The organism is Sulfurovum sp. TSL1, assembly GCF_019972135.1.
In the GTDB taxonomy this organism is placed as follows: domain Bacteria; phylum Campylobacterota; class Campylobacteria; order Campylobacterales; family Sulfurovaceae; genus Sulfurovum.
The window spans coordinates 274,140-294,766 of sequence record NZ_BPFI01000001.1; the positions used below are offsets into that span (position 1 = coordinate 274,140).

A 20,627-nucleotide genomic window follows, 5' to 3' on the forward strand; every position below is an offset into this window, starting at 1 on the left:
TCCTCTCCTCCGAGAGGAGGGCTATACCCCAATTTTAAACCAGATCAAAAGGTCTCTTATGAACTACATGCTCAAAGATGAAAATGCTATCTACTATGAATGTGGCTACAGTTGTGATAATGCGCTTTACCTTTCTTTGGGGAGTGAAGCATTTTTTATCACAGACAGTCGTTACACCATCGATGCCACCCAAAGTGTAAGAGGTGCAACCGTGGTCATCAATCGTGACCTTTATGGTGAAGCCGTCTCCTTACTCAAAAAGTCCAGGATTAAAAAAGTGATCTTCGATCCTAAAGAGTGGAGTGTAGACGGTTTTGAACGTGTAAGTTCTCAATGTAAAGTAAAGTTTGACCCACAGCCGGATTTCTCGCATAAAAAGCGTATCATTAAAAGCGATGAAGAGCTGAAGATCCTTGCCAAGGCAGCAAAACTTGGAGCAAAAGCGTTTAAAGCACTGGCTAAAGAGTTTTCTGCCAATGGTTTTGGTGAAAACGAATACACACTTACCTACAGAGCCAAAGGTGTTTTGAGTGACTTTGGCAAGTATGAACTGAGTTTTGATCCTATCGTGGCAGTGAACACCAATGCTGCAAAACCCCATGCCATGCCGACATCTAAAAAATTAGCTAAAGATAATCTGCTGCTGGTGGATGCAGGGTTGAAATATAAACGCTATTGTTCGGATCGTACACGTACGGTACAGGCAGATAAAGATTTTCTCTTTGAGACACAACAGAGTTTTAAACGTAAAAAGATACAAAAAGCGTATGATACGGTGCTTAAAGCACATGACAATGCCATTGCCAAAGCACGTACCGGTATGAAAGCGAAAAAGGTGGATGCCCTTACACGTGACATCATCACCAAAGCAGGCTTTGGAGAGTACTATGTACACTCAACAGGACATGGGGTTGGACTGGACATCCATGAAATGCCTTATATCGCTTCAAAATCAGATACGATCATTGAAGACGGTATGGTCTATACGATAGAACCAGGTATCTATATTCCTGATGAGTTCGGTATTCGTATAGAAGATATGGTAGCCATGGTAGACGGTAAAGCGGTTGTTTTATAGGTTATGCTATGATAAGAAAGAAAATAGACACAGAAAATACTTTGATCAGAACAAAAGATTTTCCTTCTATTTTATCGAGTCAAAGCGGTCACAGGGTGTTATTGGGGATCGGTGGGAATATCGGCGATGTCGTACGCCGGTTTGAACATCTTTTTTATTTTTTTAAAAGATCTTCATTATTGCGAGTCATAGAGACAGCACCTATCGTAAAAAATCCTCCTTTCGGGTATACAGAGCAGGGAGATTTTTATAACTCTTTACTGCTTATTGAGACGTTTTTAAGCCCCAAGGCGTTATTGCGCTATCTGTTACGTGTAGAAAAGGCATTTGGACGTAAACGTCTTTTTAAAGACGGTCCGAGAACTTTAGATATAGATATCATATTTTATGAAAATGTGACAATGGAGACAAAAGAACTGACACTCCCGCATCCGGGTTGGAAAGAACGGGCGTCGGTATTGATCCCATTATCAATGATGAAAAGGTATAACAAGCATGGTTAATGAAACATTTGTAGCTTCTGATCCAAAAAGTGCATACGAACAGGCCGTACAGAAATATGGAGAGGGTGTTGAACTCATTTCAGCAAAACAGATCAAATATGAAGATGGCAAATTACGTTCTGAAGTATGCATAGCTGTACCCAAAGATCTTTTTATGGAAAAGTCTTTTGGCAAGATCTCTACTGTGCATACTGAACCGGAAAAAGATGAAGATGGCGCACTGCTAGAAGAACTGTGTGAACTGAAAAAACAACTCTCCCTAATGAAAGAGGAGATGTTGGATCCGGAAGATCAGAGTGTCGTGCAAAAGGTGAAAAAACTTTTTATGAAAAAGGGCATTGCGAAATCCTGGCTGGATGATATTTTAGCGTCACTGATGGGAAGTAATATACTCAGTGATGCAACACTCTTGGTCTCTTACTTGCTTGAAGAGATCGATGAGAGCCTGAAGGTATACCAGGAGTCATTGGATGAGCCTAAGATCATGATGCTCGTAGGTCCTACAGGCGTAGGGAAAACGACGACTATTGCCAAACTTGCTGCACGTTATGCCTATTTGATGGATAAACCTTATAAAGTAGCGCTTCTCAATCTTGACAGCTATAAAGTGGGTGCATTTGAACAGCTTGCGCACTATGCGGATATCATGCAGCTTGAGCACATTACGGTAGAGAGTGTCGAAGATTTTACGGAGGGTTTAGAAGCTTTAAGTGACTATGATGTGATACTGGTAGATACGGCAGGCATGTCACCTTATGATACGAAAAAATTTATTAAAACAGTTGAGTTTGTTCAGACGGATACCCCTAGAAAACTAGAGGTAAATCTTGTTTTCTCTGCAACGGTAAAATATGAAGATATGGATGATATTTATACTAACTTCTCATTCATGGATATAGACTCTGTCATGATCAGTAAATTCGATGAGACAAAGCATTTTGGTACGTTGTTGAACTTTATGCTATTATACAATTTACCTATGAGTTATTTCTCGACAGGCCAGGAGGTACCGGATGATCTTGTGGTTGCTTCAAAAGAGTATCTTTTAGAGCATTTTATCGGGGACTTGGATGAAGCATGAAACACAGGCGTTTCATTTAGCAAAGATGATGCAAAGGCATGTAAACTACCCGACATATGATCTCACCTTGCCACTTGTGACGGTACGAAGTACTAAGCTTAAAAAATTAAGTGTAAATGATATAATTCTGACGGGGTTTGACACGTTGGTACTGTCATTAATGAATGGGAATACTATTTGTGCTAATATAAGACTCAAACCTATGCATAATGTGCATCAGGCTGAAATTGTAGATGTAGCAGAAGATACCATAGAACAGTCTGATAGTAAAAAATATAAAATCTTAAAGGTCTCTTTGGGTTCCGTGCAAACCAAAGCATTGGAAATAGGATCTACAATTGATATCACGCATGTAGATCTAAAAAACGTGGCGCTTGTATCAGAGGGTAAAATGATAGCAGAGGGCTCGTTGGTCAACGTAGATGAAGAGATAGCAATACAAATAAAGAAAGTGAATTGATATGAAAAAGAAAGTACTAGTCGGTATGAGTGGAGGCGTAGACTCTACAGTCACATCTATACTCTTGCAAAAAGAGGGATATGAGGTTGAGGGTGTCTATATGAAGCTCCATCAGAAACCAGGGTATCATGAAGAGAATTTTGCCAAAGCACAAAGAGTCGGTGAATACCTGGGTGTGAAGGTGCATTTCCTGGATCTGAGTGAAGCGTTCGATAAGCAGGTTTACAATTATTTTGTAGAGAGTTATAAAGAGGGACTGACACCAAACCCATGTGTCATGTGTAACCGTACCATCAAGTTTGGAAAGATGGTGGAGTTTGCAGACAGTATCGGTGCAGACCATGTAGCGACAGGGCATTACATCAAGTGTGACGGTGATTTTATCTATGCAGCAGATGATCCGAACAAGGACCAGAGTTATTTTCTTTGTGAAGTAAAAAAAGAGGTGCTTCCTCGATTGCTTTTTCCTCTAGGTACATGGGTGAAAAAAGATGTCAAAGCGTATGCAGCCAATATAGAAGTGCTGAAAGATTTTGCGACACAAAGAGAGAGTTCTGAGATCTGTTTTGTGGAAAACACCTACGATGAAGTCTTGGCAAAACATATGGATATCGATATGCCCGGTGAAACCGTAGATACTGAAGGAAATGTGGTCGGTACACACAAAGGATACATGCATTATACGATAGGAAAGCGTAGAGGTTTCTTTGTGGATGGCGCTCATGATCCGCATTTTGTACTTGATATTAAGCCTGAAACCAATCAGATCGTTGTGGGTACCAAAGAAAAACTTGAAGTGCATGAGTTTGAAGTCAAACAGATCAACCTTTTTAAAGATCTCACAGAGTTTGATTGTATGGTGAAAGTGCGGTATCGTACGACTGCTGTACCTTGTCACGTGAGCATTAACGATGGTACAGCCAAAGTTGTGTTAGACGAGCCCGTTTTTGGACTGGCAAAAGGACAGATCGCTGCATTTTATGAAGCAGACAAATTGATCGGTGGCGGAGTAATCTGTTAAAAATTAAGATGAATTGATGTAGAATATCACTAGTTTTATATTAAGGAATATTAAGTGAAAATATTGAGAGTAGTATTGATATGAAATCTTCTATATTTTCATTTAACGATTTTGGATATAATGGCTTAATTCATTTTAAGTAGGATGCTTTATGCAACAATTTGACAGAAAAAAATCAGCTTCATGTACTCCACATTTTTTTACCATACTTTTGATACCTTTCCTCTTTTTGATAGGATTGGTTGTCGCTTATCTGGGTATCTTCCCTGTTAATGTAGAGACGCATACATTGGGTATCGTGGCATTTATCTTTGTGGTATTTGTCACTTTTATAAGACATAATGCAAATTACGCAGTGTGTCATATGAAAGGGTCTTTTGCCAACATGGAAGAGAATCTGCAGGCAGCCTTGCGTGAAAATGCATTAACGATCATGGGCAAAACCAAATCTACTTTACATATCAAAGACTTTATCACCGAGTATTATGAGGATATCCGTAACGATAATTTTGCACGTGTAGCCCCTTCGGTCTTTCCTATGCTGGGTATTTTGGGTACATTCATCGCTATCGCCCTGTCCATGCCTGATTTTACCGTGAAAGATCTTGATGCACTTGACCGTGAGATCTCTATACTGCTTTCGGGTATAGGTACTGCATTTTATGCATCGATCTACGGTATTATGCTCTCACTTATCTGGACCTACTTTGAAAAAAGGGGTATCGCAAAAGTCGACAAACAGATCTTTGATCTGGAAAAACTCTATGGACAGCGTGTTTGGAAAAGATCCGAATTGATCAAACATGAGCATATGCAGAGCGAGCTGAAAGACCAACAGATCGTTCAGACACTTAAAGAAACATTCAATATGGATTTTATTAAAGAGCTGAATGAGCAGTATCTTAAAAATTTTACAACGATCGTACATGACACGACAAACAGTTTTACAAAGCTGACAGTACACATGCAGGAAGCTGCTTCAGAATTACGTGATACGCTTGAGAATATACAGACCAGACAATCAAGTGTGCATGCAGTTGCTGCGATGGAAAAAAATATCGAAGGATTCAATAAAAATACTCAAACACTCCAAAAATCTATGGAGCGTTTTGATGGTTCAGTGGACCATACTTTTGTAAAGATAGATGAAGAACTTGGACAGGCTGTTGAAAAACTTGCAGAATTTGCACGTATCATCTCCCAACAAAATGAGCAGATACGTGAAAATATAGCTACATTAAAACAGCCAAAAAAGTAAAAAGATGTTTAGAAACGACAAGACGAATGCGGAAAGCAATTTCTGGATATCCTATGCCGACCTGATGGCAGGGTTGCTTTTTGTTTTCATTTTACTGATCGGTGCGATCGTATCAAAATCCATGATATTGAAAGCGGATCTGCATACCAAAGATGAGAGGCTTTTAAAACTCTCTGAAACCCTTGATGTCAAAGAGTATTCTTTGGCAAAAAGTCAAGAGCTTTTAGCTGAAAAAGAGAGACTTTTGACCCTTCGAGATGCACGTATTGCCGAAGATGCGATCAAATTGAGCGAAGCGGAAAAACAAATGCAACTTCAAAATGCGCGTATTGCCAAAGACCAGCTTCGCCTGACTGAAAATGAAAGAATGTTCAAGCTTCATATCTCTGAAATAGACAAGCTGAATAAACTCTTACTGGAAGCAAATGCCAAACAGGATCTACTTAGCAATAAGATCGTCATCGTCCAAAATCTACTGGATGAAAACAAAGATGCATTAGATAAAACAACGAAAAGTCTGAAAGAGTATGAAGGGAAAGTGCTCATGCTCTCCAGCGAGTTGAATGAAACGAAGGATACGGTAAAAATAAAAGATGAAAAACTTTTAACCCTTCTGAATGCTTTGGATGAGAAGAAGACAAAGTATGATGAACTCGTGGCAAATCTACAGGCACAAAAAGCGAAGATCAAATCTTTGACCGGTATCAAACTAAAGGTTATTGCTGCACTAAAAGAGGCATTGGGCGACAAGATCGATATAGATAAAGAGACTGGATCACTCAGATTGGCCTCTAATATACTTTTTGAAAGCGGAGATGCAACACTGAAGCCTGAGGCAAAAGTAGAGCTTAAAAAGGCATTTGAAGAGTACATTGGTACATTGGTAACGAATCCAAGTATCAAGTCTCACCTCGATAAGATCATTATCGAAGGGCATACGGACAGTGTGGGATCATACATCTATAACTTGAACCTCTCGCAAAAACGGGCACTGGCCGTGATGGAGTATCTGCTGACGTTGGATTTCACGAAAAAACACAACATTCAACCGCTTATGATCGCTTCGGGAAGAGCCTATCAGGATACTATCATGGTGGATGGTGTGGAAGATAAAGAAGCATCGAGACGTATAGAGATCAAATTTAGACTCAAAAATGAAGATGCGATGCATGAGATAGAAAAGGTTTTAGATGCAAAATGATTTTGAACCCGTGCATCTAAAAGAGGCAAATGCAAAACTCGAAAGAGAACTGGTATCTTTAAAACGAGATCAAACAGAGGAGAAACACCCTGAAGATGTCAGTGTGCAAACCTCTTTATGGGAAAGAATCCTGGGATTTTTCAAAAACAATCCTTTTGTATTGCCTGAAGACTACTCTAAAACTAAATAAGTGTCATATTTCTTTTGAATGATTTATGCTCTTATTGTTAAGTTTTATAGAAATTTACGTAATTATTTCTATACTATGCTATACTAAGTGTCTTATATTAGTATAGTATATTGAAAATGCAGGAATCATAAGATGCGATTAAATAGTTTATTAGCACTATCAATTATAGGTACAATGGTACTTTTAGGTTGTGGAGGAGGGGGCAGTGACAGTGGCACTGGTCTCACATCATGTAATGAAAATGTTACTGTCACTGGTGACTACCAGGTTGAAAGTTTATGCTCTGCAGATATTGTCAATGCCACTGTCTCTCTAGGAAATACAGCAAAAAGCCTTTACCTTGTTTTGAGTAACAGTGATACGACTTCTGCTACTGCAACGATTACGCATAATGCAAAAAGTATAGATGCGGCACAAGCCAAAACTGTTTTCTCTACGGATGTTACAGAAAAACCACGTATTCTTCATCACCCCCAATATGTAGAGGCGTTTAATGCTCAAATAGGTACATTGCTTTCTAGAGCAGAAGAGAATCAGTTTCAAGCTAAAACGATAGCTATACCTGAGAGGATGGAAGATACAGTAGGTGATCCAGGTACATTTTGTACAGATATTAATCCTGATAATGGAACCTGTAGAACTCAAACTTCTGCAAGAGCTAGGAAAGTGATTGCGGATGTACCTACGAAATATGGGCCCAAAACACTGAATATCTGGGTATCAGATGATAGTTTTGATAGTGGTTCTGGGTGTTTATCAGACAAATGTGTGACCCAGGACATGGTGAATGCACTGGCAGATACTTTTTTGAAGAGTACTTCTACTAATGATGATATTTATGATTGGGTCACCAATATCTATGGCGAAGAGTGGGGAAGTAATGCAGAAGCAAAGTATAGTTATCTTATCCCAGCTAATGATGAAATCACAATATTGCTGACAGATATAGATGATGATGGACTACCAGTTTCTGGAGAAGGAAGGGTTGTTGGGTTCTTTTGGGCAAAAGACAATTTTAAAGCTTCTGCAATATCAGGTTCTAATGAAAGGGTGATGTTCTACATTGATTCCGTCATGTTTGCCAATGGCGAAACTCCTTTGACTTGGAGTCTTGATGATACGTGGCCTAAAGAGATAGTTTCCACACTGGCACATGAATTTCAGCACATGATCCACTATTATCAAAAAAATATTTTACGTTATGCAGACATTAATCAAGATACAGATACGTGGATCAATGAAATGCTTTCTGAAAGCACAGAAGATATCATCGCGACAAAAATAGGACATAGTGTAGAGGGAAGATATCCGACTTTTAATGAAAATAATACCCTTTCATTAACAATTAATAGTGGCCCATTAGATCAATATGGAAATCCAATATTTGCTTTAGCTGATTATGCTAAAGTCAACGTCTATGGAGCCTATCTTCTCAGAAACTATGGAGGGGCACAAGTGCTTCATGACATTGTACATAACAGCTTTGATGATCAACAGGCAGTCGTTGATGCTGTGAATCAATCACCTCAGGGATTAGGAAAAACGTTTGCAGATCTGCTTAGCGAGTGGGGTGTTGCCGTGATGCTTTCAGATCATGACAATCTAGTGGATACACCTGTCTATAATATAGGTACGTTATTTGAGGATGTCTATGGAAGTATAACATATGAAATGAACTCTATTAACCTTTTTGATTATGGTCAAGGTCCGACAATATATACAACAGCAGGTACCATTCAGCCACAGGGGAATTACTACTATAAAATAGGTGATAATTTAACGGGTGATATCAATATTAAGTTAGAACTGAACAGTCAGACCGAAGCAACGTTGATAGCCAAATAGAAGAAGGATATGTATGAAAAAGATACTTATTGGACTGAGTCTTATAGGATTGTTGGTTGGCTGTGCGCAGGACAATATCCTAGAGCTTGAGGGGAGGGTAGCGATGAAAGGCTCTTCACCGCACGCCTATCTGAGTATTAAAGACATGAAAACCCAAACCAGTTACAAGATACAAAACCAGGCGAAGTTTGATCTGGCCAAAAAACAGAATCAGACAGTTAAAGTCAAAGCCGTACTTGTCAAAGAGGCGATCGGCCCTGGGTTCCCAGCTGTGATAGACGTCGTAGAGGTCGAATAGACTTCTACTTGCTCTCTTTTTTTCTGATGATATCTGCCCCCAGTGCAGCAAGTTTTCCTTCCAGGTCATCATACCCGCGGTCTAAGTGATAGATACGTCTTACGTTCGTTGTACCTTCTGCAACCAGTGCAGCCAGAACAAGTGCTGAAGAGGCTCTGAGGTCTGTTGCCATGACATCGGCTCCATAGAGCTTGTCCACACCTTTTACCGCTGCTGTACTCCCTTTGAGCCAGATATCTGCACCCAGACGGTTCAGTTCACTCACATGCATAAAACGGTTTTCAAAGAGACGTTCCTCTATCAGACTTTCTCCCTTAGCCATGACTGCAAGTGCCATGAACTGTGCCTGCATGTCTGTAGGGAATCCCGGATACTCTATGGTGATGAGATTCACAGGTTTGAGATTTGAAGCAGGATGGATGGTAATAGTATCATCTCCAAGATCGAAGGTACAACCCATGTGTTCCAGTTTGTCGATAGAAGCACGTATATGTTTATGGTTTACGTTGTGGAGGGTAATACTCGAATGCGTGATAGCTCCTGCACAAAGGTAGGTTCCTGCTTCTATACGATCGGGGATGATCTCTACCGTTTTAAAGTCAAGTGGCTGTCTGTCTGTTCCTTCTATGATCAGTTCATCCGTGCCTATACCTTCTATCTTTACCCCAGCGTCGCGTATCATCTCACAGAGTTGTACCACTTCAGGCTCTTTTGCTGCATTGATGATCGTGGTGGTCCCTTTGGCCAAGGCTGCCGCCATTACGATGTTTTCCGTACCGCCCACAGTGATCTTGTCAAAGATGATCTTTGCACCTCTAAGTCCATTGGGTGCTTCCGCACGCACATACCCACCTTTGATCTCTATGTGTGCACCCATCTCTTCGAGCGCTTGGAGGTGAAGGTCAATAGGACGTTGCCCGATAGCACATCCGCCAGGCAGACTCACTTCACATTCACCGAATCTTGCAAGCAGGGGACCCAAAACCAAAATAGATGCTCTCATCTGAGAAACGATTTCATAGACTGCTTTTGTGGAAGTGATCGAGCCATTGTTGATCTTTGCTACCGTTTTGTCATGTTCAACGTGACCGCCAAGCATCGTTAGCAATTTAAGAAGTGTGCGGATATCTACCACATTTGGAAGGTTTGTCAATGTGACCTCTTTGTCACTGAGTATAGTCGCTGCAATGATAGGAAGGGCAGCATTTTTAGCACCACTGATCGTTACATGTCCGCTTAACTTTCTACCGCCTACTATCTCTAAATAATCCATCCATCATGTCCTCAAATAATATTTGAAAGATTTTACCTAAAACTCGATTAGAAGTGTCCCATTGATAGAGATGGTCAGTATATTAATACTAACCAATATTACACAATGTTTTTCCTTTCACATTAAAAAATAGAAAAATTAATATTATTCACTATAATTTAATCTAACTATAACAAGAAGTTTTGTACTATATTTAATAATATGTACTCAAGTAAGGCCGTAGGCCACATTTTAAGGGAAAAGAATGTCGAGTAGTTTAGATAAATTAAGGGCGCTTACGAGTCGCTTGGAAGATAAAATCGAAGAAAAAGAAAGAAAGTCTTCGACTGGATCTTCTGAGCACAAAGAAGTGCCGAAAACGAAAAAGAAACCACCGGTAAAAACTGTCAGTAAAGCAGGTGAAAACCATGACAATGTTCGTGAAGAGAATATTGTACGGGTGAAAGAGCTTTATGAAAAACTCAAAATTTTTGAGAAGTCTCCAGACTTTGACAAAGTCTTTATGTATAAGGCTATGAACCTGTCTGGTATTGGTTTGAAAGAAGATGATTTTGGTGAAGTACGTGAAGGTAAATATATCCAGGTCATCGCTATTACTTATGAACCGGACAAGCATGGTAAAAAGAAAGCGAAGAATATCTCTTTAGGATATTTTGGTAAAGCGGAAACGCTGGAGAACAAACGCAAGAATGAGATCATTGAATTTGTTTTACGCTGGCGTTATGAAAAAGCCTTTCAAAATGTGGAACACTATAAAGACCTTATATCACGTGTTGAAGTACCCTCCGATACGCTCTTTTAAAATTTAGGGAATTTTCATTTCCCTAACGCTTCACTAATCTAAAATTTGCTACAATCAAATTATAATTTTACTACTTAGGATTGTCATGCATCTCGATCTTACACCAGAAGCACTTTTGGCACAGCTTGGTTATACAAAAACTGAACAAACACTCAAACAGATCAATGATATTATCGCAAATACGAAGAACTTTGACAAGTTTTCACAGCATATCCCTTCATTTAACGATGCCTTGGCTGTTGAAAAAGGTTATATTGCTATGTCCAACTCTGAAGATCATCTAAAGATCAAATGTGATGAAGACAGCAGTGCAGATAACCTCTCTGCATTTACAGAGTTGGTAAAACATTGGGCAGATAAATACAAACTGGAACTCAAACAGGTAGATAATAAGAATACTTATTACATCATCGGTCAGAAATAATTGCCTTTATCCTCTCTTAATGACGAGCAGCTTAGCGCTGCTACGGCACCTTTAGGACACAATCTTATCATTGCCAGTGCCGGTACGGGAAAAACCTCCACCATTGTAGGGCGTATCGCACATCTTTTACACCAGGGTACTGAACCTTCCAAGATATTGCTTTTAACTTTTACCAATAAAGCAGCAGGAGAGATGATCGCACGGCTTGAACGCTATTTTCCTAAAAAGATCGTATCGAAGATAGAATCCGGGACTTTCCATGCAGTCTCGTACCGCTGGCTCAAAGAGATCTATCCGAATTTGGCACTGAAACAGCCTTCTGAGCTCAAAACATTGTTTAGAAGCATCTATGAAAAACGCAATTTTGAGCGTATGAACCTAAGCATGCAGCCTTTTTCAGCCACTTACCTCTATGAGATGTACTCCTTGTATCAAAATGCATCGCTAGAAGGCTTTGATACATGGTTTTTGGAAAAATACCCTGAACATGAACCTGTCATGGATATCTATACGGATATCACTCAGGAGTTTGAAAAAGAGAAGATAGACTACGGATTTGCTTCTTTCAATGATCTGCTGCTTCGGATGAAAAACCATTTGGAAGAGAATACTATAGCTTTTGAAGAGGTACTGGTGGATGAGTATCAGGATACCAACACCCTTCAAAGTGCTCTTATCGATGTACTGAAACCAAAATCTCTCTTTTGTGTAGGGGATTATGACCAGAGTATCTATGCATTCAATGGGGCCAATATCGAGAATATTGCAACGTATTCAGAACGTTATAAAGATGCCAAGGTCTTTACGCTGAAAACAAACTATCGTTCGACAGCTCCCATACTCTCTTTGGCAAACCGTGTCATAGAAAGAAATGAACGTATCTACCCCAAAAAACTGGAAGTGGGACGTGATGTGAAGAGCTATCCGCCCAAACTCTTGATGTACAATGATCTTTTTGAACAGTACCAGTCCATTGCAGAGGGGATCAAACGTACCCATGTGCCCAATGACCAGATAGCTGTTATTTTCAGGAACAACTCTTCAGCAGATGGGGTTGAAGCGAGTCTGCGTGAGTACGGTATACCCTGTAAGCGTAAAGGCGGGACCAGTTTTTTTGATACAAAAGAGATCAAGTTTTTACTGGACCTTTTGGCGCTGCTGGTCAATCCGAAAGATATGATGGCATTCATTCATGTGTTTGAATATGCAAGAGGTGTAGGGTCAGCACTCTCCAAAGAGTTTTTCCAGTCCTTCCTGCATTTTGGGCAGGGAAATTTTATGCAGGGGGTACTCTACCCAAAGGTGCATGATCTGCCGAAGCTGAACCCTAACAAAAATGTGCAGTTGGGACTCTTTGATGATGACCAGGAGATAGGATCTGCTGCGAGATTTAAACATATGGACCTAGATAGTGCACTCTATAACCATCCATTGCTTAAACATGCAAAACTTACAAATGACGGTATGGCGTTTTTCAAAGACTTTTATATGCTGATGAAGTCTGTACACAGTCTGGAGAAACCCTCTGAAATCTTAAAGAAAATTATCGCTTCGAAACTCTATGTAGGGATCATAGAACTCCTGGCAACGCAAAGAGGACGTCTCAAATCCGGTGAAGTCGATGAAGAGAAAAAGAAACAGGCGAAAGAGCGTATACAGAGAAAAGCACATCTACTGCTGGACCTTTCACGGCAATATGCAGAGTTGCGACGTTTTGTAAATGCCATGGTACTGGGTGGAAATGAACTCAGTGAAGGTGAGGGGATCAATCTCCTCACCGTCCATGCCAGCAAAGGCCTGGAGTTTCCCGAAGTCTATGTCATTGACCTGGTAGACGGAAGATTCCCGAACAGAAAGATGATGTCCAGTATCGAAGAGGAACGTCGATTGTTCTATGTTGCCGTGACACGTGCTAAAGACAGACTTTATCTCTCTTTGGCAAAATTTGACAGAGTGAAAAAAATAGACTACAAACCTTCACAGTTCCTGCATGAAGCAGGGCTGATCAAAGGGGAATTTGTAGAACCTGAGCCTAAAGGGAAAAAAGAGAAGAAAGAGACGAAAGAACCTGCGGTTTAGTGGTATCTTTTATCTCTGATGCTCATCTGTTTGGTGCTTTCATCCACATAGATATCAAACAGGTCGATCTCATCTATCAGATTGCTGAGTTTTTTGTATCCGAAGTTGATAGGTGAAAAGGAGGTGGAGTTATTGATATATTGGCCTATATCAGCAAGATTTGCCCATCCATCCTCATCCATGGTCTGTTCAACCGCTGTTCTTAGCACATTGACCAGCCAGGTATCCTGCCGCATCTCTTTACCGGATTGACGTACAGGTGTCTGCATCACATCAACGCTCTCGGTACTATGGGTACTACTGTTGGTCATAAGCTTTTCAGTAAAGATGAACTGTGAACATGCTGCCATAAAAGGCTTGGGTGTTTTCTTCTCTCCAAAACCATAGACCCTGATACCTTCATTTTGTACACGCATGACGACAGGTGTAAAGTCAGAATCACTCGTAGCAAATGCAAAAGCATCAATGTCTTTGGTGTGAAGCAGATCTATGGCATCTATCGTCATGAGAATATCTGTGGCATTTTTATTTTTAGAATAGTCAAACTGTTGTATGGGTTTAATGGCAAACTCCAACAGTTTGTCTTCCCAGTTCTTGAGGTTGTCTTTTGTCCAGTTACCATAGGCTTGACGAATGTTTACAACTCCGTATTTACTCAGCTCATTGATAATACCTTCTATGGAACGGTGTGATATATTGTCACAGTCTATAAACAATGCGATGTGATCTTCTTTTTTACTTTTTGCCATATCAATCCTTTGGTTTGTAATAGGTCATAGTGCTTCGGCCAAACTTTTTGCGTTTCATCAATGCCAATGCACCGATCTTGTCAGGCATATCCAGGTTGGACATATGCTCCACAATGACCATTTCAGCCACTTCAGGCTCAATGCTTTCTATGAGTGCAATGGTCTTATCATAGACATCATCCATACCATCACGGGTAGAGAACGGTGGATCAAAGTAAAAATAGGTCTTTTCCTTGCTCTGCTTGACGATATCATAGACAGTAGAGAACTTTTCAAAACTGTCACCATAGAAAAGATGACATTTAGAGGGATCGACACGTTTAACATTGCCTTCCAGACAACGAAACGCTGTGCTGTTGTACTCCATAAAATAACATTGTCCTGCACCACGGCTTAAAGCTTCCAGCCCTATGGAACCTGAACCTGCAAAGACTTCAACAAAATTTTTGTCGATAATATCAAATTGTAAGGTATTAAAAAGGGACTCTTTTAAGATACCTTTTGAGCTGCGTGTTGTAAAGATATCGGGTATCTCTATTTTTTTGCCTTTATGTGCACCTGCAGTGATGGTCGTTGTAAATATTTTAATTTTTTCTTTTGCACGATTCTGCATTTAGTGCCTCCCTGTATTGCATTTTAATGCTTAATCTCATGGTATGAGTGTATCTAAATATGCGTTAAAAATTGACTATGGTCTGAAGGGTATTGATCAACTTACTCTCTTCTCTGATATCCGCACGTTCTTTCCCAGGTTCAGTACTGGTAATGATAGTACGGGCAGTGATGAGTTTGGTAAGGTCTTTTTTGCGTATCCCCCAGTAGGTATGCATAATAACGGGCTCCCCTTTATACTCACCCAGATAGAGTACGACATGTCCAGGTACATAGAGTAAGGATCTAAAAGGCTCAGCATCTTTGATGATCTTCTTCTTTTTTATAGCTTTTGAAAGACCCTTTATAGAGATATTTTCTCCATCCTCAGCCTGTTTACTGGAGTTTCTACGAAGGAAGATGCCAAATGCCCCTAAAAAATCCCTGGTGGTTGCAGAGCAGTCACGACACTCATAACTTCCACCCCAGCCATAGGGCTCGCCATAAAACTCTTTGGCCAGCATGCCTACATTCCTGGCAGTAAAAGGCAGCGGTTTTTTTGCAATGATGGTCGGATTATTTACTTTGATCTTTTCAATATGGGCCCGTCCTTTGGCATCGCGTGAAGCTACCATATACTTTTGGTCTTCAGAGATGGGGAAGAGGGCACCCAGTTTAACAATGGAGACATCTTTAGAGCCATTGTAAAGACGGAGATCGTCTTTGATCACCATGGCATACGTACCATTTTTAAACGTTTTGATGAAATCAGAACTTACCAGTGCCAGATCGGTAGTTTTAACCCAACCAAAAGAGTATGATGCTCTGACAAAAGCCCATCGTTTATCTTTGGAAAAATGGGAGATGAAAAGAGGCACATTAATGTGCAGCGCAGAATTCTGGTTATAGTCAAAAGGAAATCCTTCACCCGTTTTTTTAGGGTCTCTAAAGAATGAAGAGGAAGTCGGAAGCGCCTTGACATTGGTACGGCGTACGGTAATGGCTTTATATTTTTTTGTATCAATATGGTCGTAATCTGCATTCTCTATCCATTTGTTATAGACTGAAGGCGGGATGATGGTACCTTTTGCTTTATAGATGGGCTTTTTTGTGATAAATCTGATCTCCCAGCCAAAGTCTTTTTCAGGGATATCCAGTGCACTTAAACTCCATGGTTCAAAGTATTTTTCGTTAAATTTGTCATCGAATTCTTTTTGTTTGTCTTTGGAAAAAGGTTTGATCTGATCCGCATAATATGCAGGGTCCTGAGGGATCTTCTTCATATCGGCTACTCTGTTTTTAGGCAGATGGTCTATTTTACTCTTTATCCGTTTACTCTCTTGAAGCAGGTACTCTGCCTGTACACTGGAAAAGGAGCCAAAAAGTAGGAGAAGAAGGGTTAGTTTTCGATACATTGTTTCTTTCTTTTTTGTAGTATCATAGGATAGTTTAGTTAATGGTTGGTTTATATGCTGTCTAGGTATTAAACTTTTGGAGGTTGGGATCTTTTACTGTCTTTTTTGCGTCTTTTTCGTTTTCTCTCTTTGTTTTCAGTATGTACGGACTTCACCCAGAGCCTGTTCAGTATGACATAGATGATCCCTGTAACAACGACAGAGTAAAATGCAGTCCCTACATAGAGTGGCACCAGTATATCATCAAAATGTTCACTGAACCATGACATGGTCAACTCTATATCTTCAAGACCTTCACGTCCCAGTATGAAGTTTCCTGTAAGGTATTCCATATAATACATAGGAGGCATGGTAAAAGGATTGCTTAGCCAAACCATTGAGATCGCTATGGGCACATTAAATCGGATAAAGGGCGTGGTCGCTATGACAGCCAGCATCTGCATAGGCATGGGGATAAAGCCCCAAAAAAGTCCTACAGCCATACCTCTGGTCACCATCCGTCTGTTTACAGCAAAATAAGCTTTGGGTAAATTGTATTTTTCTAAAAATACATCTATTTTATTGTTCCCGGCAGGCTTTTTTTTAAAAACTTTTCGTATCATTTATATTTATAGTTCCAATTAGTATCTGGCTTAGTGTAATACCGTAGAGCTTTAAATCACCTTTTTATCAACTTTTGTGTAAAATACGCGTAATAAAATAGTCACAAAGGTACAATTATGAGCGGATATATGATTTTTTCCGGAACATCAAACCCTGAACTCGCTGAAGAGATAGCATCTTACCTGGAAATGCCTCTTTCCAAGGCAAATATTAACCGTTTTTCTGATGGTGAGATCTCTGTACAGATCTCAGAAAGTGTACGTGGTAAAGATGTATTCATTATCCAGCCTACATCTGCCCCTGCCAACAGTAATCTCATGGAGCTTCTTATTATGACAGATGCCCTGAAGCGTTCTTCTGCGAAGTCTATTACGGCTGTTGTACCTTATTACGGTTATGCAAGACAAGATAGAAAAGCTGCACCAAGAGTACCTATTTCAGCAAAGCTTGTAGCAAACCTTATGGAGACCTCGGGTATCACACGTATGGTCACTGTGGACCTTCATGCTTCCCAGATACAAGGATTCTTTGATATCCCTGTAGACAACCTGTACGGTGCTATTTTATTTATGGACTACATTAGAGCAAAAAACTTTGAAAACCCTGTGATCGCTTCTCCGGATATAGGCGGTGTGGCAAGAGCGAGATATTTTGCCAATAAACTGGGCCTGGATATGGTGATCGTTGATAAGAGACGTGAAAAAGCCAATGAGAGCGAAGTGATGAATATCATTGGTAATGTAGAAGGTAAAGATGTGATCCTCATCGATGATATGGTCGATACCGCCGGAACGATGGTGAAAGCTGCATCGGCACTTAAAAAACTCGGTGCGACTTCGGTCATGGCATGCTGTACGCACCCTGTACTTTCAGGTCCTGCCTATGAGCGTATCGAAGAAGGGGACCTTGATGAACTAGTGGTTGCCAATACGATCCCTATGGCAAAACCGTCTAAAAAGATCAAAATGCTTTCAACAGCATCTATGCTGGGTGAAGTGATCCGTAGAGTACATAACAACGAGAGTGTAAACTCTTTATTTGAAACAAACTAGTAAGTAAGAAAACAAGGAATTTAATGGCTAAGCCAATACCTCAATCACGCATACGTAATTTTTCGATTATCGCACATATCGATCATGGGAAGTCAACATTGGCTGACCGTATCATACAAGAGTGTGGTGCTGTAACAGACAGACAAATGTCTGCACAGGTTATGGATACTATGGACATTGAAAAAGAGCGTGGCATTACCATTAAGGCACAATCTGTGCGTCTTGACTATGTCAAAGATGGAGAACACTACATCCTTAACCTTATAGACACTCCGGGTCACGTAGATTTTTCTTATGAAGTAAGCCGTTCTCTCGCTTCTTCTGAGGGTGCATTGCTCATTGTAGATGCTGCACAAGGAGTAGAGGCACAAACTATAGCCAACGTCTATATTGCTATAGATAATAATTTGGAACTTTTACCTGTAGTAAACAAGATAGATCTTCCAGCAGCTGATCCTGACAGAGTACTCGCGGAGCTTGAGGAAGCTATAGGCATAGATGCTACCGAACACAACCTTGTTTCCGCTAAAACAGGAGTAGGAGTTAAAGACCTCATAGACTCTATAGTGGACCGTGTTCCTGCACCATCAGGTGATGAAAATGCACCAACCAAAGCACTTATTTATGACTCTTGGTTTGACAACTATATGGGTGCACTGGCACTAGTTCGTGTCTTTGATGGAAGTATCAAAAAAGGACAGATTGTCAAGGTAATGGGAACCAAAGATGAGCATCAAGTTCTTAGTATGATGTATCCAAATCCCATAGCAAATATAAAAACCGATGAGATACGTACAGGTGAGATAGGTATCGTGGTCATGGGGCTTAAAACTGTAGATGGTCTTCAAGTTGGAGACACCATTACAGATTCTAAAAACCCTACAGCAGAAATTATCCATGGTTTTGAACCAGCTAAACCTTTTGTCTTTGCGGGTATCTACCCTATAGAGACCGATAAGTTTGAAGACCTGCGTGATGCACTGAACAAACTCAAACTCAACGACTCCTCTTTGAGCTTTGAACCGGAAAGTTCTATGGCACTGGGCTCTGGATTTAGAACAGGTTTCCTGGGCATGTTGCACATGGAAGTAGTGAAAGAGCGTTTAGAACGTGAATTTAATTTGGAACTCATTGCTACTGCACCTACTGTTGTTTATAAAGTAAAGCTAACAAATGGAGATGAAATAGAGATACAAAATCCAAGTGAGCTTCCTGAACCACAGAAGATAGATACGATCTATGAACCATATGTAAAAGCGACTATACTGACACCTCAAGAGTATGTTGGTAACCTTATCAAGCTACTTAACGATCGTCGTGGTATTCAGATCAAGATGGATTACCTTAATGAAACGCGTGTACTCATGGAATATGACATCCCTATGAATGAGATAGTGATGGATTTTTACGATAAACTGAAGTCTATGACGAAGGGATATGCGAGTTTTGATTATGAACCTGTGGGCTTTAGAGAGGGTAACCTTGTAAAACTTGACATTAAAGTGGCTGGAGAGGTTGTAGATTCCTTGTCTATTATTGTTCCTGAAGAGAAAGCTAGAACACGTGGACTTGCTTTTGTTGCGCAACTAAAAGAGCTTATCCCGAGACAACTTTTTGAAGTGGCTATTCAAGCGAGTATCGGAAACAATGTCATCGCCCGTTCTAACGTGAAATCTATGGGTAAAAACGTGACGGCAAAATGTTACGGTGGAGATATCACACGTAAAAGAAAGCTTTTAGAGAAGCAGAAAGCAGGGAAAAAACGTATGAAATCCATAGGTTCTGTGGAAGTACCGCAAGAGGCATTTATGGCTGTATTGAAGTTAGACACTTAATGACACTCATTCCTGTAGAAGAAGATAAAAAGACCATCTCAGAACGTTTTAGAAAAGCACACTCCTTTGCTTTTCTTGATGAGGGACAGATCTTTGTACAGGAAAACCCTCATAAAACGTCAAAATCGCCAGAATTTTTTGAATATTTTAAAACATTGAACATAGATAGGATCTATATCAAAGAGTTGGGGTACAAAACGTTCCTGAAACTTCTGGAACTGGATGTAGAGGTCTATCTGGTACAAGAGGCAGACAGATGGAACCGTATCAAGCCTGACACATTGCTTTTATTAACTATGGATAATGCAAAAGAATATTGTTCGTTAGGCCATCATAACAAAAGGGAAGGAAAGTAGTGGGCTGGTCATTACACTTACACCTTGTGGCAGCTATCGCATGGATCGGTGGTGCATTTTTTATGTTCATACTGGGTGTGAGTCTTAGAAAAAAAGAGGACCAGGATGCAGTATATCCGCGTATAGGTCCTATCTATGGGTATTTTGAAACAGCGGCACTCATCATCCTGCTTACCACAGGGTATCTCATGATATCAGGGAATGGTTTACTGGATATACTTTTTTCAAACCTCTCCAATGAAGTGATCGATGCATTGCGTATGAAACTCTATATTGTAGCCGTCATAGTAGTACTTACAGTGATACATATGACGATCGCCTTGAAAACCCTGCATACTGTAAAAACACCTTTACAGCGTCTTTTCTCCAAAGGGTCATCTATGGGCATTTTTCTTTTAAACCTTATTGTCCTGCACTACGCCATGGTACTCAGAGACATACTTTAATCTCCAAATTCACTTTATATTTTCATTTATTTCATTGAACTGACATTTTTACACTACTAAATGTATC

General features: G+C 40.2%; 22 protein-coding genes. 17 read left to right on the plus strand and 5 right to left on the minus strand.

The features are described 5' to 3' along the window. The first annotated feature begins 58 nt into the window (after nt 1-58). The 10 genes from LDM98_RS01370 to LDM98_RS01415 all read left to right on the plus strand — a co-directional run bounded on the left by LDM98_RS01370 (nt 59) and on the right by LDM98_RS01415 (nt 8,935). The gene (locus tag LDM98_RS01370; protein ID WP_223897470.1) at nt 59-1,078 is read left to right on the plus strand and encodes a M24 family metallopeptidase; all 1,020 of its coding nucleotides are present in this window, start codon (nt 59-61) and stop codon (nt 1,076-1,078) included. A gap of 8 nt (nt 1,079-1,086) precedes the next feature. After that, nucleotides 1,087-1,581, plus strand: coding sequence for a 2-amino-4-hydroxy-6-hydroxymethyldihydropteridine diphosphokinase (gene folK / locus LDM98_RS01375; protein WP_223897472.1), 495 nt, complete (start codon nt 1,087-1,089; stop codon nt 1,579-1,581). Then, nucleotides 1,574-2,662, plus strand: coding sequence for a flagellar biosynthesis protein FlhF (locus LDM98_RS01380; protein WP_223897474.1), 1,089 nt, complete (start codon nt 1,574-1,576; stop codon nt 2,660-2,662). The genes folK and LDM98_RS01380 overlap by 8 nt, the downstream gene beginning before the upstream one ends. After that, entirely contained in the window at nt 2,652-3,122 is a 471-nt protein-coding gene (locus LDM98_RS01385) for a hypothetical protein (protein WP_223897477.1), read from the plus strand. Before LDM98_RS01380 ends, LDM98_RS01385 begins: the two co-directional genes overlap by 11 nt. 1 nt (nt 3,123) lies before the next feature. After that, on the plus strand, nt 3,124-4,143 hold the full coding sequence (gene mnmA / locus LDM98_RS01390) for a tRNA 2-thiouridine(34) synthase MnmA (protein WP_223897479.1): 1,020 nt from the start codon (nt 3,124-3,126) through the stop codon (nt 4,141-4,143). A gap of 151 nt (nt 4,144-4,294) precedes the next feature. Beyond that, nucleotides 4,295-5,401: a MotA/TolQ/ExbB proton channel family protein gene (locus LDM98_RS01395; protein ID WP_223897481.1), complete on the plus strand. Its 1,107-nt coding sequence runs from the start codon at nt 4,295-4,297 to the stop codon at nt 5,399-5,401. A gap of 4 nt (nt 5,402-5,405) precedes the next feature. Continuing rightward, on the plus strand, nt 5,406-6,602 hold the full coding sequence (locus LDM98_RS01400) for an OmpA family protein (RefSeq protein WP_223897483.1): 1,197 nt from the start codon (nt 5,406-5,408) through the stop codon (nt 6,600-6,602). Continuing rightward, the gene (locus LDM98_RS01405) at nt 6,592-6,792 is read left to right on the plus strand and encodes a hypothetical protein (RefSeq protein WP_223897485.1); all 201 of its coding nucleotides are present in this window, start codon (nt 6,592-6,594) and stop codon (nt 6,790-6,792) included. The genes LDM98_RS01400 and LDM98_RS01405 overlap by 11 nt, the downstream gene beginning before the upstream one ends. A 132-nt stretch (nt 6,793-6,924) precedes the next feature. Further along, on the plus strand, nt 6,925-8,637 hold the full coding sequence (locus LDM98_RS01410) for a hypothetical protein (protein ID WP_223897487.1): 1,713 nt from the start codon (nt 6,925-6,927) through the stop codon (nt 8,635-8,637). 13 nt (nt 8,638-8,650) lie between these two features. Beyond that, nucleotides 8,651-8,935 carry a hypothetical protein gene (locus tag LDM98_RS01415; RefSeq protein WP_223897489.1) on the plus strand — a complete coding sequence of 95 codons (285 nt, stop codon included), beginning with the start codon at nt 8,651-8,653 and terminating at the stop codon, nt 8,933-8,935. A gap of 4 nt (nt 8,936-8,939) precedes the next feature. On the opposite strand, the gene murA is transcribed toward LDM98_RS01415, so the two are convergent. Further along, on the minus strand, nt 8,940-10,208 hold the full coding sequence (gene murA / locus LDM98_RS01420; RefSeq protein ID WP_223897491.1) for a UDP-N-acetylglucosamine 1-carboxyvinyltransferase: 1,269 nt from the start codon (nt 10,206-10,208) through the stop codon (nt 8,940-8,942). A gap of 244 nt (nt 10,209-10,452) precedes the next feature. Here murA and LDM98_RS01425 point away from each other — a divergent pair, with 244 nt between their 5' ends. The 3 genes from LDM98_RS01425 (at nt 10,453) to LDM98_RS01435 (ending at nt 13,513) form a co-directional block, all read left to right on the plus strand. Next, the gene (locus LDM98_RS01425; RefSeq protein WP_223897493.1) at nt 10,453-11,010 is read left to right on the plus strand and encodes a hypothetical protein; all 558 of its coding nucleotides are present in this window, start codon (nt 10,453-10,455) and stop codon (nt 11,008-11,010) included. Nucleotides 11,011-11,095: 85 nt separating this feature from the next. Then, a complete protein-coding gene (locus LDM98_RS01430) occupies nt 11,096-11,434 on the plus strand; it encodes a hypothetical protein (protein WP_223897495.1) in 339 nt (112 codons plus the stop codon). Further along, nucleotides 11,435-13,513: an ATP-dependent helicase gene (locus tag LDM98_RS01435; protein WP_223897497.1), complete on the plus strand. Its 2,079-nt coding sequence runs from the start codon at nt 11,435-11,437 to the stop codon at nt 13,511-13,513. It abuts the gene before it with no gap. On the opposite strand, the gene LDM98_RS01440 is transcribed toward LDM98_RS01435, so the two are convergent. The 4 genes from LDM98_RS01440 to LDM98_RS01455 form a co-directional block, all read right to left on the minus strand. Then, nucleotides 13,510-14,262, minus strand: coding sequence for an NYN domain-containing protein (locus tag LDM98_RS01440; RefSeq protein WP_223897499.1), 753 nt, complete (start codon nt 14,260-14,262; stop codon nt 13,510-13,512). The two genes, LDM98_RS01435 and LDM98_RS01440, sit on opposite strands and share 4 nt — an antisense overlap. A gap of 1 nt (nt 14,263) precedes the next feature. Beyond that, nucleotides 14,264-14,875 (minus strand): 16S rRNA (guanine(966)-N(2))-methyltransferase RsmD, encoded by a 612-nt coding sequence (rsmD, locus tag LDM98_RS01445; RefSeq protein ID WP_223897501.1) that lies wholly within the window; start codon nt 14,873-14,875, stop codon nt 14,264-14,266. Between the two features lie 64 nt (nt 14,876-14,939). After that, a complete protein-coding gene (locus LDM98_RS01450; protein ID WP_223897503.1) occupies nt 14,940-16,268 on the minus strand; it encodes an SH3 domain-containing protein in 1,329 nt (442 codons plus the stop codon). Between the two features lie 68 nt (nt 16,269-16,336). After that, nucleotides 16,337-16,870: a DUF2062 domain-containing protein gene (locus LDM98_RS01455; protein ID WP_223897505.1), complete on the minus strand. Its 534-nt coding sequence runs from the start codon at nt 16,868-16,870 to the stop codon at nt 16,337-16,339. A gap of 117 nt (nt 16,871-16,987) precedes the next feature. Here LDM98_RS01455 and LDM98_RS01460 point away from each other — a divergent pair, with 117 nt between their 5' ends. Genes LDM98_RS01460 through LDM98_RS01475 form a run of 4 tightly spaced genes read left to right on the plus strand, consistent with a single transcriptional unit; the run spans nt 16,988 to nt 20,560 of the window. Then, a complete protein-coding gene (locus tag LDM98_RS01460; RefSeq protein ID WP_223897507.1) occupies nt 16,988-17,923 on the plus strand; it encodes a ribose-phosphate pyrophosphokinase in 936 nt (311 codons plus the stop codon). 23 nt (nt 17,924-17,946) lie between these two features. Beyond that, nucleotides 17,947-19,758 carry a translation elongation factor 4 gene (gene lepA, locus LDM98_RS01465; RefSeq protein ID WP_223897509.1) on the plus strand — a complete coding sequence of 604 codons (1,812 nt, stop codon included), beginning with the start codon at nt 17,947-17,949 and terminating at the stop codon, nt 19,756-19,758. Next, nucleotides 19,758-20,114, plus strand: coding sequence for a hypothetical protein (locus LDM98_RS01470; protein ID WP_223897511.1), 357 nt, complete (start codon nt 19,758-19,760; stop codon nt 20,112-20,114). The genes lepA and LDM98_RS01470 overlap by 1 nt, the downstream gene beginning before the upstream one ends. Further along, nucleotides 20,114-20,560, plus strand: coding sequence for a hypothetical protein (locus tag LDM98_RS01475; protein WP_223897513.1), 447 nt, complete (start codon nt 20,114-20,116; stop codon nt 20,558-20,560). Before LDM98_RS01470 ends, LDM98_RS01475 begins: the two co-directional genes overlap by 1 nt. The last annotated feature ends 67 nt before the right edge of the window (nt 20,561-20,627 follow it).